15 protein-coding genes are annotated in these 14385 nt (G+C 71.2%); 10 read left to right on the forward strand and 5 right to left on the reverse strand.

Annotated features, from left to right (window positions below):
- Nucleotides 1-34: 34 nt before the first annotated feature.
- Nucleotides 35-694 (reverse strand): copper homeostasis protein CutC, encoded by a 660-nt coding sequence (locus tag ACZ7CD_RS15060; RefSeq protein ID WP_360385460.1) that lies wholly within the window; start codon nucleotides 692-694, stop codon nucleotides 35-37.
- A gap of 348 nt (nucleotides 695-1042) precedes the next feature.
- Here ACZ7CD_RS15060 and ACZ7CD_RS15065 point away from each other — a divergent pair, with 348 nt between their 5' ends.
- The 4 genes from ACZ7CD_RS15065 (at nucleotide 1043) to ACZ7CD_RS15080 (ending at nucleotide 3411) form a co-directional block, all read left to right on the forward strand.
- Nucleotides 1043-1648 (forward strand): RNA polymerase sigma factor, encoded by a 606-nt coding sequence (locus tag ACZ7CD_RS15065; protein ID WP_360385458.1) that lies wholly within the window; start codon nucleotides 1043-1045, stop codon nucleotides 1646-1648.
- 5 nt (nucleotides 1649-1653) lie between these two features.
- Nucleotides 1654-2130: a carboxypeptidase regulatory-like domain-containing protein gene (locus ACZ7CD_RS15070; RefSeq protein ID WP_458434261.1), complete on the forward strand. Its 477-nt coding sequence runs from the start codon at nucleotides 1654-1656 to the stop codon at nucleotides 2128-2130.
- 445 nt (nucleotides 2131-2575) lie between these two features.
- Nucleotides 2576-2953, forward strand: a complete 378-nt coding sequence (locus ACZ7CD_RS15075; protein WP_470379085.1) for a DddA-like double-stranded DNA deaminase toxin — start codon at nucleotides 2576-2578, stop codon at nucleotides 2951-2953.
- Nucleotides 2950-3411 (forward strand): Imm1 family immunity protein, encoded by a 462-nt coding sequence (locus ACZ7CD_RS15080; RefSeq protein ID WP_360385452.1) that lies wholly within the window; start codon nucleotides 2950-2952, stop codon nucleotides 3409-3411. The genes ACZ7CD_RS15075 and ACZ7CD_RS15080 overlap by 4 nt, the downstream gene beginning before the upstream one ends.
- A gap of 83 nt (nucleotides 3412-3494) precedes the next feature.
- Here the strand turns inward: ACZ7CD_RS15080 and groL are convergent, their stop codons facing one another.
- From groL to ACZ7CD_RS15100, 4 genes are all read right to left on the reverse strand, one after another.
- Nucleotides 3495-5114: a chaperonin GroEL gene (groL, locus tag ACZ7CD_RS15085; RefSeq protein ID WP_360385450.1), complete on the reverse strand. Its 1620-nt coding sequence runs from the start codon at nucleotides 5112-5114 to the stop codon at nucleotides 3495-3497.
- A gap of 220 nt (nucleotides 5115-5334) precedes the next feature.
- On the reverse strand, nucleotides 5335-6564 hold the full coding sequence (locus ACZ7CD_RS15090; protein ID WP_470379086.1) for a serine/threonine-protein kinase: 1230 nt from the start codon (nucleotides 6562-6564) through the stop codon (nucleotides 5335-5337).
- 59 nt (nucleotides 6565-6623) lie between these two features.
- Complete coding sequence (locus ACZ7CD_RS15095) at nucleotides 6624-6827, reverse strand: cold-shock protein (protein ID WP_360385446.1); 204 nt, start codon at nucleotides 6825-6827, stop codon at nucleotides 6624-6626.
- Between the two features lie 79 nt (nucleotides 6828-6906).
- On the reverse strand, nucleotides 6907-7539 hold the full coding sequence (locus ACZ7CD_RS15100; RefSeq protein ID WP_360385444.1) for an AIM24 family protein: 633 nt from the start codon (nucleotides 7537-7539) through the stop codon (nucleotides 6907-6909).
- A gap of 83 nt (nucleotides 7540-7622) precedes the next feature.
- Between ACZ7CD_RS15100 and moeA the strand changes: the two genes are divergently transcribed.
- The 6 genes from moeA (at nucleotide 7623) to ACZ7CD_RS15130 (ending at nucleotide 14371) form a co-directional block, all read left to right on the forward strand.
- Nucleotides 7623-8816, forward strand: a complete 1194-nt coding sequence (gene moeA, locus ACZ7CD_RS15105) for a molybdopterin molybdotransferase MoeA (protein WP_470379087.1) — start codon at nucleotides 7623-7625, stop codon at nucleotides 8814-8816.
- Between the two features lie 20 nt (nucleotides 8817-8836).
- The gene (locus ACZ7CD_RS15110) at nucleotides 8837-9751 is read left to right on the forward strand and encodes a M48 family metallopeptidase (RefSeq protein WP_470379088.1); all 915 of its coding nucleotides are present in this window, start codon (nucleotides 8837-8839) and stop codon (nucleotides 9749-9751) included.
- A gap of 48 nt (nucleotides 9752-9799) precedes the next feature.
- On the forward strand, nucleotides 9800-10240 hold the full coding sequence (locus ACZ7CD_RS15115; protein WP_470379089.1) for a hypothetical protein: 441 nt from the start codon (nucleotides 9800-9802) through the stop codon (nucleotides 10238-10240).
- Nucleotides 10241-10443: 203 nt separating this feature from the next.
- Entirely contained in the window at nucleotides 10444-11139 is a 696-nt protein-coding gene (locus tag ACZ7CD_RS15120; protein ID WP_360385438.1) for a phosphatidylserine decarboxylase, read from the forward strand.
- Complete coding sequence (gene pssA, locus ACZ7CD_RS15125; protein WP_458434262.1) at nucleotides 11139-12092, forward strand: CDP-diacylglycerol--serine O-phosphatidyltransferase; 954 nt, start codon at nucleotides 11139-11141, stop codon at nucleotides 12090-12092. The genes ACZ7CD_RS15120 and pssA overlap by 1 nt, the downstream gene beginning before the upstream one ends.
- A gap of 125 nt (nucleotides 12093-12217) precedes the next feature.
- On the forward strand, nucleotides 12218-14371 hold the full coding sequence (locus ACZ7CD_RS15130; RefSeq protein WP_360385434.1) for an AAA family ATPase: 2154 nt from the start codon (nucleotides 12218-12220) through the stop codon (nucleotides 14369-14371).
- Nucleotides 14372-14385 lie beyond the last annotated feature (14 nt).

A 14385-nucleotide genomic window follows, 5' to 3' on the forward strand; every position in this document is an offset into this window, starting at 1 on the left:
GCAACGTGAGACTAGAACGGTCCGCGCTAAGGGTCTAGACCAGACGGTTGATCCATTGCCGAACTGATGCCGGGTCGACCGGTTCGTCCCACCCGCCCGGCCGCACGGCGCTGCCGACGTGGAACGCGGTGATGCCCGCTTCGAGGAGCTCCGCGACGTGGTGGGGCTGGAGGCCGCCGCCGACCAGCAGCGTGGGCGGCTGGGCGTTGACCAGCTCTTTCAGGACCTCCCTGCCCGCTTCGACACCCTTGCGGTGACCGGCGGCGAGCACGGTGTCGCAGCCGAGGCCGGCGACGGTCTGCCAGCCCTTGCGCACGTCGTTCGAGTTGTCGAGCGCGCGGTGGAACGTCCACGCGCAGCCCTCCAGCTCGGCGGCGAGGTTGAGCGTGACGCCCTCGTCGATCTCGCCCTCCGCGTCGAGGAACCCGAGGACGAACTCGGTCGCACCCGCCTCCCGCAGCTCGGCGGCGGTCCGGCGCAGCTGCCTCAGGTCGCCGGGCGCGAACCCGTTCCGGTCGCGCAGCATCACCCTGATGGGCAGGTCGCACGCCTTCCGCACCTCCGTGAAGGTGGCGACAGACGGCGTGAGCCCGTCCGCGGCCATGTCGGCGACCAGCTCCAGGCGGTGCGCGCCGCCCTCCTGAGCAGCAACGGCGTCCCTTGCGTCGAGTGCGATGACTTCGAGAATCGGCATGGTCTAGACCATAGTGCGCAAGTCGATGTGCTTTCGGAAATCCGGGAGCGATTTCTCGCATCCCCGCGTCGGAGTGCGTATCTGGGTCCTGGTTCGCCGCTCTTGTTCAGTGAGCGACAGGACGTGGAGCGAGCGTCAGCCGGTTCGAGGGGTGCCGGCCGGCGCGGCTCCCACCAGGGCGGCCCGTGATGCGGAGGGGGAATCACGGGCCGCTGGTGCACCCAGGGGAAGATGAGGGCGGACGATGGGCGAGACTGCTCCAATTGAGTGAATTTTGTATCTACCGCCCAGTCGACGCCTCCTGACCTGGCGAACGGCGCTGACGTGGCGGCCGATCGGAGGTGCTGCGTGGACGAGCTGCACACGGCGGATGACCGAACGCCGTGGGACGGGCTGGAAGGCACCGAACGGCATGCGGTCTGCGTCGCCGCCGCACGCGAAGGCAACCGCAACGCACTCGACGTCCTCGTGGCCGAGCTGACCCCGCTGGTGTGGCACGTCGCCCGCGGCCAAGGCCTCGACCGCACCGCGGCGGAGGACGTCGTGCAAACGGTGTGGCTCGCCTTCCTCCGCAAGATCGACACCATCAAGGAACCGCGCGCCCTGGTCGGCTACCTGGTCGTGACGACCAGGCGTGAAGCACGCCGCACCTGGACGCCGAACAAGCGCGAGACCCACCTGTCCGACGAGTACGCCGAACAGCTGGAGTCCGACACCGGCCTGCCAGAGGACGTGACGTTGATGGACGACCGCGACCGCAGGCTGTGGCTCGCGTTCGGCCGGCTCACCACCAAGTGCCAGGAACTGCTCCGGCTCACCGTGCTCGCGGGTCGCGCCGAGTACCGAGCAGTCGCCGAAGCACTCGCCATGCCCCACGGCAGCATCGGTCCGACCAGGGGACGGTGCCTGAACCTGCTGCGCAACTACCTGGAAACGGAAGGAGGATCGCGGTGAACGAGATCGACCCGCGCGACGACCGCAGGGGCCTTGAGGACACCGCAGTCCTCTCCGAGCTGAACAGGCTGGTCGACGAACTCGATCCACCTCCCGCAGACCTCGTCGACCGCGTGAAGTTCGCGATCGCTTTGGAGGACCTCGACGTGGAGGTGGCCCGCTGGGAACGCGCAGGCTCCTTCGCGGGCGTGCGCGGCGGCCAGACCGGCACCATCACGTTCACCGTCGACAACCTGACGCTGATGGTGAACTTCACGTCGACCGGCTCCCGCCACCGCATCGACGGCTGGCTCGTCCCGGCCGGCGAACACACGGTCGAGGTGCGCGTCGCCGACCACAAGTCGTCGTGCACCCGTGCCGACGACGGCGGGCGGTTCGTGCTGCCGGACGTTCCGGCCGGGACCACGCAGATCCTCGTGCACCTGGTGAACTCGCACGGGGAACCGGGGCGGACCGTGGTCACGCCGACGATCATGCTTTGAGCCGTTTTCGGTGCGGGGAACGGTTTTGCAGGGATTGGCGCGGTAGGGGGTTTCGGGGGCGTGCCGCGCCCGCACCGGGGTGCTGAACTGGGGCGGTGACTCGCGGCCCTGACCCGCGCGGCGGGAGGTGGCGGCGTGCCGAGCACGTTCGGTGAAGTCGCCGCACTTCTCACCCAGGCCGTGCAGAAGAGCGAAGCCGCGATCAGCACGTTGTCGCGGCGTCCGCCCTCGTCGACGAATGCCGGTCTCAGTTGCTGGCCGCGCTGGCCGGAACCACGGCCGAAGACGATGCCGCCGCTGTCATCGCGTCCTTCCAAGCCGTCCAGGACGGTGTCGCCGAACGAGTTCGCGAGCTGCGAGCAGCTCTGGAGGGACTCGCGCGAATCCGAGCCCGGTTCGAGGTCCACAGCCGTCCTGAACCGGCCTCGCCGGCAGCCGTGCAGTCGTGGGTTGCGGGCACGCGAGCCGGGTTGCCCTGGTACGGACGAGCGGCGTCTACCGGTCCTCTGACGGCCGCACCGACCTGGTGCAGAGCGGGCGTGAACCGGATGGGGAGCACGACCGCATCAACGACCACCTGGTCGATCTCGGCATCGGACGCCCTGGTGCGAGCGTGGAGGCGTCCAAGCACGTCGAGGTGAAGGTCGCCTGGCGGATGCGGCAGAGCGGCATGAACCGCGTCGAACTGGTGGTCAACAACGAACTCTGCAACGGAGTCCTGTCCTGCTCCCGGCTGCTCCCCCACGTGCTCGGGCCGGGGCAGACGTTGACCGTGCACGACCCAGTACGGTCGCGGGAGTTCCGCGGAAAGGACGTGCGGTGAGTTACACGCTCGAATTCTGGTACTACCACGGCGACAACCGCGCCGACGAGCCCGTCGCCGTCGCCACCGCGGCGGAGTTGGACGAAGTCCTGACCCACGTCGCGAACCACCCGCAACCGCACCCGGCGCAGATCGCCGCGAGGGAGCTGCCGAAGTTCGGGGTCCTCGAGATCCCGGACCGGATGTTCAAGCTGGACGCGCGGCACGGGTTCGGCGCGTTGCACTTCGTCGGCCCGGACCCCGAGAGCACCACTGACGAGATCGGCTACTGGGTGACTCGGGGTGCTGAACCCCCGGCAGCCGTACCGACCCTCTACGTCGACAAGGACAACAAGACGGAGTTCCCCCGGAACGCCGCGATCCGGCTCGACCAGGTCCGGGACGCCCTCCTGGAGTTCCAGCGGACCGGTTCCCGGCCGACGTGCGTCGAGTGGCAGGTCACCGAACCGGTCTACTGACCACCGACTTCCCGGAATGCCGGAAGGCCCGGCCCCGCCGAAGCGGGACCGGGCCTTCCGAGGTGGAACAGCAGCGGCTGGACTCAGAAGTCCATGCCACCGGCGTCCGGCGCGGCCGGAGCGGCGTTCTTCTCCGGCTTGTCCGCGACGACGGCCTCGGTCGTCAGGAACAGCGCGGCGATGGACGCGGCGTTCTGCAGCGCGGAGCGCGTGACCTTGGCCGGGTCGATGATGCCGGCGGCGACCAGGTCCTTGTACTCGCCGGTCGCGGCGTCGAGGCCCTCGCCCGCGGGCAGGGACTTGACGCGCTCGACCACGACGCCGCCTTCGAGGCCGGCGTTGACGGCGATCTGCTTCAGGGGCGCCTCGACGGCGACCTTGACGATGTTCGCACCGGTGGCCTCGTCGCCCGTGAGCTTCAGGCCCTCGAACGCGGCCTCGGCGGCCTGCAGGAGCGCGACGCCACCACCGGCGACGATGCCCTCCTCGACGGCGGCCTTCGCGTTGCGGACGGCGTCCTCGATGCGGTGCTTGCGCTCCTTGAGCTCGACCTCGGTGGCCGCGCCCGCCTTGATGACGGCGACGCCGCCGGCGAGCTTGGCGAGGCGCTCCTGGAGCTTCTCGCGGTCGTAGTCGGAGTCCGACTTCTCGATCTCGGCGCGGATCTGGTTGACGCGACCCTGGATCTGGTCGGCGTCGCCCGAGCCCTCGACGATGGTGGTCTCGTCCTTGGTGACGACGACCTTGCGGGCCTTGCCCAGCAGCGAGATGTCGGCGTTCTCCAGCTTCAGGCCGACGTCCTCGGTGATGACCTGGCCACCGGTGAGGGTGGCGATGTCCTGGAGGATGGCCTTGCGGCGGTCACCGAAGCCCGGGGCCTTGACGGCGACGGACTTGAAGGTGCCGCGGATCTTGTTGACGACCAGCGTGGCCAGGGCCTCGCCCTCGACGTCCTCGGAGATGATCAGCAGCGGCTTGCCGCCCTGCATGACCTTCTCCAGCAGCGGGAGCAGGTCCTTGACCGTGGAGATCTTGGAGCCGAACAGCAGGATGTACGGGTCCTCGAGGACCGCTTCCTGACGCTCGGGGTCGGTCACGAAGTAACCGGAGATGTAGCCCTTGTCGAAGCGCATGCCCTCGGTGAGCTCGAGCTCGAGACCGAGGGTGTTGCTCTCCTCGACGGTGATGACGCCTTCCTTGCCGACCTTGTCCATCGCCTCGGCGATGAGCTCGCCGATCGTGGGGTCAGCGGCGGAGATGGACGCGGTAGCAGCGATCTGCTCCTTCGTCTCGATCTCCTTGGCGTTCTTCAGGAGCTGCTCGGCGATGGCCTCGACGGCCTGCTCGATGCCGCGCTTGAGGCCGAGCGGGTTGGCGCCGGCGGCCACGTTGCGCAGACCCTCGCGAACCAGGGCCTGGGCGAGAACGGTCGCGGTCGTGGTGCCGTCACCAGCGACGTCGTCCGTCTTCTTCGCAACTTCCTTGACGAGCTCGGCCCCGATCTTCTCCCACGGGTCCTCGAGCTCGATCTCCTTCGCGATGGAGACGCCGTCGTTCGTGATCGTCGGCGCACCCCACTTCTTCTCGAGCACGACGTTGCGGCCCTTCGGGCCGAGCGTCACCTTGACGGCGTCAGCGAGGGTGTTCATACCCCGCTCGAGACCGCGGCGGGCGTCCTCGTCGAACGCAATCATCTTGGCCATTGCGGTGTGTTCCTCCGCCTTTGTGGATTCTGGGCCACTGCGGGCCGGCAAAGCCCACAGCGGAACACGGTTCGCTTGGCCAGGTTCGGTGCCCGCGACGGACGACCCCGCGAAGGGGGCCTCACCTTCCCAGCCTCACTTCTTTGGCACTCGACTGAGCCGAGTGCTAAGACGTGTTTAGCACTCGGGCACGGCGAGTGCAAGCAGCCGGGGTGGAGCGTCAGCCCGTCGTGCGCACCGGCACGGAGGTCGGCAGCGGCTTGCGCGAGGTCGGGTCGTCGCCGACGTTGAGCGTGGGCGAGGAGTTGGTCTTGGGCTGACGTGCCGGTTCGTCACCGGGCGACAGGATGATCACCACGATGACGATCGCCACGATCGCGACCGCGGCCGCGATGACCGGCGCCAGCCAGGCGGGACGTTCCTTGGACGTGGCGTTGAACGCACTCACGCCCACCTGGTTCGGCGGCCGCAGGCGGACCGGGTCGGACAGCTGCTGCTGCTGCGGGTACCCGCCCTGGTAGCCGCCCTGCTGCTGCACCGGCGTCGGACCGGACAGCGGCGACTGCACGGGGATCGAGCCGGAGTGCGGCCCGAGTTGAGCGGGGCTCGACCCCTGCGCGACCCCGGCGAGCGCGACGCGTGCGGCCGCGATCAGCTCGGCGCAGCTGGAGTAGCGCTGGGCCGGCTCCTTCGCGGTGCCGCGGCGGATGACGTCGTCGATGGCGGGCGGCAGCGCGACGAGCTGCGAGAGCGGGGGCACGGTCTGGGCGAGGTGGCCCTGGATGACCTCCTGCACACCGCCCTGGAACGGCGGGCGCCCGGACAGGCAGGCGAAGAGCATGCACGCGAGCGCGTACTGGTCGGTGCGGCCGTCGACGGGCTCGCCGCGCAGGTGCTCCGGCGCCGCGTAGGTCGGCGAGCCGAGGAAATCACCTGTTCGGGTGCGGTGGCCGGTGGCGCCGCGGCGGGTGAGGCCGAAGTCGGCGACGTAGACGTGCTCGCGGACGCCTTCCTTGGTGGTCACGAGGACGTTCGCCGGCTTCACGTCGAGGTGCACGAGGCCCTTGCCGTGCAGCATGTCGAGCGCCTCGGCGACCTGGGCCAGCAGCGTCAGGGTGCGGGCGGGGGTGAGCGGCCCCTCCTTGACGTGGCCCGCGAGGTCCTGGCCGTCGACCAGCCGCATCGCGATGTAGAGCAGGCCGTCGACCTCGTCGAAGTCGTACAGCGGCACGATGTTCGCGTGGTCGATGGCGGAGGTGTTGCGCGCCTCGTCGACGAACCGCTCGCGGAACTCCGCGTCGGGTGCGAGGTGCTCACCGATGACCTTGAGCGCGACTTTCCGGCCCAGTCTCACGTCCGTGGCCTTGTAGGTCACGCTCATGCCACCGCGACCGAGCACACCGTCGATCCGGTAGTGCGCGATCCGCCGCCCGCTCAGGTCCTCAGACACGCGAGGCAGCTTAACGCCCGCCGGGATCGCGCTGCTCGGGGTTGCTCAAACAGTGACTTCTACGCCTTGCGCACGTCCGAGGCCTGGCTGCGCCCGTCCCGGCCGGCCTGCACCTCGAACTCCACCCGGTCGCCCTCGGAGAGCGTCCGGAAGCCGTCCATCTGGATCGCCGAGTAGTGCACGAACACGTCGGGCCCGTCGTCGGTTGCGATGAAGCCGTATCCCTTTTCGGAGTTGAACCACTTGACGGTACCGAGAGCCAAGGCGTCCTCCTTCAGATCACGCAAAGCGCAGAACGCAACGCTAGGAGAAGAAAACTCACTCGGATACCTCCTTACGGAGTCATGAACGCGAGCTGACTCCGTTGGCGCGCAACCAGGTGGCGAGCCGGCGGGGTCCGCGCGTCTGGGTGAGGACGGCACCGGGACCGGCGAAGTCGAACACCAGGCCCTCACCGGAACGGACGTTCTGCGTGCCCTCGGGTGGCAACGCGCGGAGCCGGCATTGCACGGTGTCGGAGAAAGCGAGCACGTGATCGGTGTCCACGGTGACCGCCTCACCCTCGCCGAGGGTCACGAGGTCGAGTGCGCCAGAACAGCCGAGCAGCACCGTCCCCTGTCCACGTGCGTAGTTCAGGAATCCTTCGACGCCGCCGAAGAGCGCCTGCAACGGGGGCGCCTGCGGGTTCATCACCACGGCGCTGCCGGACGCGATCCAGCCGAGCCGGGAGATGCACCAGCCGCTGCTGCCGTCGAGGTCGACGGTGTGCAGCTCGCCGGGCAGCGCCGGTGCGACGTCGACCCAGCCGCCCTCGGCGCCGGCGGTGCACAGCGTGACGGCGCCGCCCTTCGGCTCGACCGCGAGCCCGTAGCTCGTGGCGAGCACCGACTGCGGTTCGACCAGCACCATCTCCGCGGGTGCGAGCACGAGTCTCGCCACGCCGAAGCTCGGTGTGTGCCGGGTCCGGACCTGCACGCTGTGCACCCCCAGGGGTTGAACCGGTCCACGAGTGGGCCGGGAGATCGTCACGGCCTCCGCGACCTTGGCAGTATGCAGTCGTGTCCCCCACCTCTGTCGCCGCACACCGCCAGCGCGTCGCCTCGCTCGTCGGGCAGATGCCGGTCCTGCAGCTGCCGCTCGAGGAATGCCTCGGGCTGGTCCTCGCCGCGGACGTGATCGCGCCGGTGTCCCTGCCGCCGTTCGACAACTCCGCGATGGACGGGTACGCCGTCCGCTCCGGTGACCTGGCTCAGGTCCCGGTCCGCCTGCCGGTCTCCGACGACATCCCGGCGGGCAAGGTGGACGTGCGGCCGGTGGAGCCCGGCACCGTCCACCGGATCATGACGGGCGCGCCGGTGCCGCCGGGAGCGGACGCGGTGGTCCAGGTGGAGTGGACCGACGCGGGCACCGAGCAGGTGCAGGTGAACGCGACCGTCGCACCCGGCACGAACATCCGGGTGGCGGGCGACGACGTGCGCGAGGGCGATCCGGTCCTGGTCGCCGGAACGGTGCTGGGCCCTGCCCAGCTGGGGCTGGCCTCCGCGCTGGGCCTGCCCGAGCTGCCGGTGCGGCGCCGGCCGCGGGTGCTGGTGCTGTCCACGGGCACGGAGCTGGTGGAGCCGGGCACCCCGTTGCGACCGGGGCAGATCTACGAGTCGAACGGCATGATGCTGGCCGCGTCGGTGCGCGACGCGGGCGGCGTGGCGGTGCGGCTGCGGTTCGTGCCCGACGACGTGGAGGCGTTCCACCGGGCGCTCGCGCCCCACCTCGGGTCGGTGGACGTGATCATGACGTCCGGCGGGGTCAGCGCGGGCGCGTACGAGGTGGTCAAGGACGCCTTCGCGAGCCACGACGTCGAGTTCACGAGGGTCGCGATGCAGCCGGGCGGCCCGCAGGGCTCCGGCCGGTACGAGGGCGTGCCGGTGCTGACGCTGCCGGGCAACCCGGTGAGCGCGCAGGTGTCGTTCGAGGTGTTCGTGCGGCCCGCGCTGCTGGCGTCCATGGGCCACACCCGCACCGACCGGCTGACCGCACGCGCGCGGATTTCGTCGCCGCTCACGTCACCGGCCGGGAAGACGCAGTTCCGGCGGGGCGCGTACGACCCGGCGTCGGGCGAGGTGGTCACGCCGGTCGGGGGGCCGGGTTCGCACCTGCTGTCGGCGCTGGCGTTGTCGAACTGCCTGATCGAGGTGCCGGAGGACGTCACGGAGCTGGCGGCCGGCGACGAGGTCACCGTCCGGCACCTGCGGTAGCGGGCGATCCGGTGGCGGTTGTGCGGTCTGTGCTGGCGTTGGTGCTGCTCGCCGGGTTCTTCGTGCTCGGCGCGGCGGTCACGGCGGGGCTGGTCGCGCTGTCGGTGTGGCGGTTCCGGATCGGGGACTTCCAGGGCGGCGGCTGGGTCGGGTTCATCGCGGCCGCGGTGGGGTTCCCGTTGCTGTGGGCGGTGGTGCGGGCCGTGTACGCGCGGCCGGAGCCGACCGGTGTGCCGCTGGGCCGGGCCGCGCACCCGGAGCTGTGGCGGCACGTGGACGAGCTGGCGGCGCTCGCCGGGACGCGCTCGCCCGACGACGTCCGGTTGGTGCCGGAGCCGAACGCGGGCGTGTGGGAACGGCGCGGCACGCGGTACCTGCAGCTCGGGGTGCCGCTGGTGGCCGGGCTGTCGGTCGGTGAGCTGCGGTCGGTGCTGGCGCACGAGCTGGGCCACTACGGCGGCGGGCACACGCGGGTGTCAGCGGTGCGGTTCCGGGCGAAGCTCGCGCTGGAGCTGGCCGTCGAGCAGGGCGACTTCATGCGGCTGCTGTACGGGTGGGCGCGGCTGTACTCGCTGGTGGTGGCCTCGGAGAGCCGGCGGCACGAGCGGTTCGCCGACGAGGTGTCGGTGGCCGCGGCCGGGGTGGCGGCGGCGCGGCGGGCGTTGCTGCGGATCGGGCCGGTCGGCGCGGGCTGGGGCGACTACCTGCGCTGGTACGTGGTGCTCGCGGTGCTCGCGGGGCGGACGCCGCCGTTGCTGGAGGGCTTCCGCGCCTACCTGGGGCACCCGCGGCGGGTGCACCAGCTGCGGGCGCTGGAGGCGGTGCTGGCCGAGCAGGAGCCGACGTCGGTGTTCGACAGCCACCCGCCGGTGCGCGAGCGGGTCGCGGCGATGACGGCCGCCGACTCGGTGCCGGTCGACGAACGGCCCGCCTAGGAGCTGCTCGACGGGACGCCGCCGGAGGCGTTCGCGGCGCTGCTCGACGTGCAGGGGCCGCCGATCTCGTGGGAGGAGCTGGCGCCACTGACCGGTCCGGCGCTGGTCAGGCGGTACGCGGACGCGCTGCGGCACGCGGGGCGGGTCAGCGGGGTCGGCGAGACGCTGCGGGACGTGCTGGCGTGCCTGGAACGCGCCGAGCTGCACCGGCTGACCGGGCGGCCGGTGGACGGCTCGCTCAGCGAGGAGCAGGTGCACGAGGCGGCCGTGGAGAGCGTGACGGAACTGCTCGCCTGCGCGGTCGCGGACCAGCTCGTGACGACCGGGCGGGGCGTGCTGGAACTCAACTGGGGCGGCATCCCCGTCGTGCGGATGGCGGACGGAGCTGCGGTGCACTCCGAAGACCTGGTCGCACCGGCGGTGCGGGACCCGGCGCGGGTGGGCGAGGTGCGGGCGCGGCTGCGGGCGCTCGGCGTCGACGGACTGTGACGGAACGCTCACCGCACGGCGTTGTTGACGCCCTGTGACCGGGATTACACTGGCTTGAGGCGCCGGTGGGCCCGTGCATTCGTCGGGGGATGCACGGGGCTACCGGCCACTTGTTTTCTCGGCAGTCCATGTGGGCGGTTTGGCGTGTTGGCGTAGCGTGTTGCCGCCCGACATCCACGGAAGCTACGGAATCCCACACCACGATGAGCAGCGAAAAGCCCGTCTCCCACTTCCTCGAACTCGCGCGCGGGATCGTTCCGCCGATGAACCCGGCCGGACGTCCGTTCGTGGCCGGCGCGGCGGTCCTCACGTTCGTCCTGCGTCGCTTCAACAAGCGCCTCGGCGTCGTCGGCGCCGTGCTCACGGCGTGGGTGGCCTGGTTCTTCCGCGAGCCGAAGCGCGTCACGCCGGCCCGGTCGAACATCGCGATCGCGCCCGCGGACGGCACCGTCTCGCACGTCGTCGACACCGTGCCGCCCAAGGAGCTCGGGCTCGGCGACCAGCCGATGACCCGCGTCAGCGTGTTCCTGTCGGTGTTCGACGTGCACGTGCAGCGCATCCCCGCCGACGGTGAGGTCGTCCAGGTCTCCTACCACCCCGGCAAGTTCCTCTCGGCCGACCTCGACAAGGCCTCCGAGGAGAACGAGCGCAACACGGTGTGGATGCGCACGACCGAGGGCCACGACCTGATCTTCGTGCAGATCGCCGGCCTGGTCGCCCGCCGCATCGTCTGCCACGTCGCCGACGGCGAGAAGGTCGAGCGCGGCCAGACCTACGGCCTCATCCGCTTCGGCTCGCGCGTCGACACCTACGTGCCGCGCGGCTCCCGCGTCCTGGTCGAGGCCGGTCAGCGCACCATCGGCGGGGAGACCGTCCTCGCCGAGCTCCCGGAGGCCTGATGGCTCCCAGCGGGCCCGGCGTTCGCCTCCTGCCGAACGCGATCACGGTCCTCGCCATGTGCGCCGGCCTGTCCTCGGTGCACTTCGCGAACGTCGGCATGTGGGGCGCGGCCATCGCCTCCATCGCGGCCGCCGCGGTCTTCGACGGGCTCGACGGCCGCATCGCGCGCATGCTCGACGCCACGTCGAAGATGGGCGCGGAGCTGGACTCGTTGGCCGACGCCATCTCCTTCGGGGTGGCGCCGGCGCTGGCCATCTACCTGTGGAAGTTCGAGGGCAACCGGGCCGGCTGGGTCATCGCGCTGATCTTCGCGGTGTGCATGGTGGTCCGCCTGGCCCGCTTCAACACGTTGCTGGAGAAGGAACAGCCGCCGTTCGCGAAGGAGTTCTTCGTGGGCGTGCCGGCGCCTGCCGGTGGCCTGTTGCTGCTGCTCCCGCTGATCATCGAGGAGCAGGTCCGCACCAACGGCTGGTGGAACTCGCCGGTCGCGGTCGGGGTGTGGACCGTGGTGGTGGCCTTGCTGCTGGTGTCGCGGATTCCCACCCTGTCCGTGAAGACCGTGAAGGTGCCGCCGCGGTTCGTGGCGCCGTCGTTGGTGCTGATCGCGTTGCTGGCGGCCGCGGTGATCACGTTCCCGCTGGTGGCGCTGATCATCGCGATGGTCGTGTACCTGGCGCACCTGCCGTACTCGGTGCGGCGGTACCTGTGGCTGTCGAAGCACCCCGAGGCGTGGACCGTGACCGGTGTGGAGCGCCGGGCGATCCGGCGGGCGCACGGGGTGGCGGCGCGGCGGCTCGGGTTGCGGCAGCCGTTGCGCGGCCGGGTGGCCGGGGCCGCGATGCGGGCTGTGCGGCGGCCTCGGCGTGACTCCGGCGTGGCCGACGGGGCGTCGCCGGCGGGACGGCGGCGGTCGTGGCGGCGGCTGGGGTTGCGGCGGCAGCAGAAGCCGTGATCGCCGGGTGAGGAGTTCGGGGAAGCCCCGCGGGAGTTCGCGCCCGCGGGGCTTTCCGCTGTTCTGACCGCGAGGTCGAGGCGCTTCGCCCCGTGGGCGGTCGGCGGGCGCATTAGAGTCGGGGCGTGATCACGCTGACGGCTCGTCTGTCCCCGTCCGCACTGGACACCCGTCGCGGTGTCGTGAGGCTGCACCCGGAGGTGCTCGACGCGCTCGGGTTGCGGGCCTGGGACGCGGTCAGGCTGACCGGCGCGCGGGTCAGCGCGGCGCTGGCGGCGGCCGGTGAGCAGCCGCCGGGTGTGGTGCTGGTCGACGACGTCACGCTCACCAACCTCGGCGTGGTCGAGGGCGCGGAGATCGTGGTCGCGCCGGTGAAGGTCGAGGCGGCGCGCAGCATCACGGTGGCGGGGTCGCGGCTGGCGACGACGGCGCTGACGCCCGAGCACGTGCGGATGGCGTTGACGGGCAAGGTGTTGACGGTCGGGGACAACGTGTCGCTGCTCCCCCAGGACCTCGCGCCGCCGCCCGAGGCGAACGTGTCCGAGACGCGCCGCAAGCTCAGCAACGCCATCGGCATGACGTGGACCAACGAGCTGATCACCATCACGTCCACCGACCCGGCGGGGCCCGTGGCGGTGCGGCCGTCGAGCGTCGTCGGGTGGCGGTCCGCGCAGGCGCCGGCGCAGGAGGTGACGCCGGTGGTGGTGCAGGAGAAGCACGAGGCGTTGCCCGTCGCGAACCTCGTCGGGCAGAAGGAGCAGGCCAGGACGCTGACCGAGTGGCTGGAGCTGATGTTCCGGCAGCCGGAGCTGCTCACCAGGCTCGGGGCGCAGGCGCGGCTCGCGGCCATGGTCAGCGGACCGGAGGGCGTCGGCAAGGCGACGCTCGTGCGGGCGGTCGCGGCCGGTGTCGAGGCGGAGCTGGTGGAGCTGGCCGCGCCCAGCATCGCGGTGCTGGAGCCCGGGGCGATGGCCAAGCAGCTCGGTGACGCCATCTCGGCGGTGCCGGAGCACCCGACGGTGCTGCTGATCACGGACATCGACGCGCTGCTGCCCGCGGTGGCACCGCCGGTGGCGACGGTCGTGCTGGAGATGTTGAGGACGGCGGTGTCGCGGCCGAACCTGGCGCTGGTCGTCACGTCGGCGCGCGCCGAGTCGGTGGACGCGCGGCTGCGGGTGCCGGACCTGGTGGACCGCGAGCTGAGCCTGCCGCTGCCCGACGGGGCCACCCGCGCGGAACTGTTGCGGGTGCTCATGAAGGACGTGCCGGTGGAGTCCGATGTGGACTTCCGCGCGGTGGCGGAGAAGACGCCGGGGTTCGTGGCGGCCGACCTGTGCGCGTTGCGCAGGGAGGCGGCGGTGCGGGCGGCGCTGCGGCAGCGCAACGTCGACGAGCCGCGGGTCGGGCAGGAGGACCTGCTCGGCGCGCTCGGGACGGTGCGGCCGATCTCCATGTCCGCCTCCGACACCATCCAGACCGGCGGCCTGACCCTCGACGACGTCGGCGACATGGTCGAGACCAAGCAGGCGCTGACGGAAGCGGCGCTGTGGCCGTTGCGCTACCCGGACTCCTTCGCGCGCCTCGGCGTGTCGCCGCCGCGCGGCATCCTGCTGTACGGGCCGCCCGGTTGCGGCAAGACGTTCCTGGTACGCGCGCTGGCGGGCTCCGGCCAGCTGAACGTGCTGACCGTCAAGGGCGCCGAGCTGATGGACAAGTTCGTCGGCGAGTCGGAACGCGCCGTGCGCGAGCTGTTCCGCCGCGCCGCGGACGCCGCACCGGCACTGATCTTCCTCGACGAGGTCGACGCACTGGCACCGCGCCGCGGCCAGTCCTCGGACGCGGGCGTGGCCGACCGGGTGGTGGCGGCCCTGCTCACCGAGCTGGACGGGGTGGAACCCCTGCGCGACGTCGTGGTCATCGGCGCGACGAACCGGCCTGAGCTGATCGACCCGGCCCTGCTGCGCCCCGGCCGGCTGGAGCGGCTGGTGTACGTGTCGCCTCCCGACGCGGACGCGCGCACGGAGATCCTCAAGGCGGCTTCCAAGAACACGCCCTTCGCCGCCGACGTCGACCTCGCCGAGCTGGCGAAGGAGCTGGAGATGTACTCCGCGGCCGACTGCGCGGGCTTGGTGCGCGAGGCGGCGCTGACCGCCATGCGCGAGTCCCTGGAGGCCGCGGAGGTCACGCAGGCACACCTGGCCAAGGCCCGCCAGGTCGTGCGGCCGTCGCTCGACCCGGTACAGCTCGCCGGGCTGGCGGCGTACGCGGCGGCACGCTGACGTTTTCACCCGAA

It is taken from the genome of Lentzea sp. NPDC036949 (genome assembly GCF_055608075.1).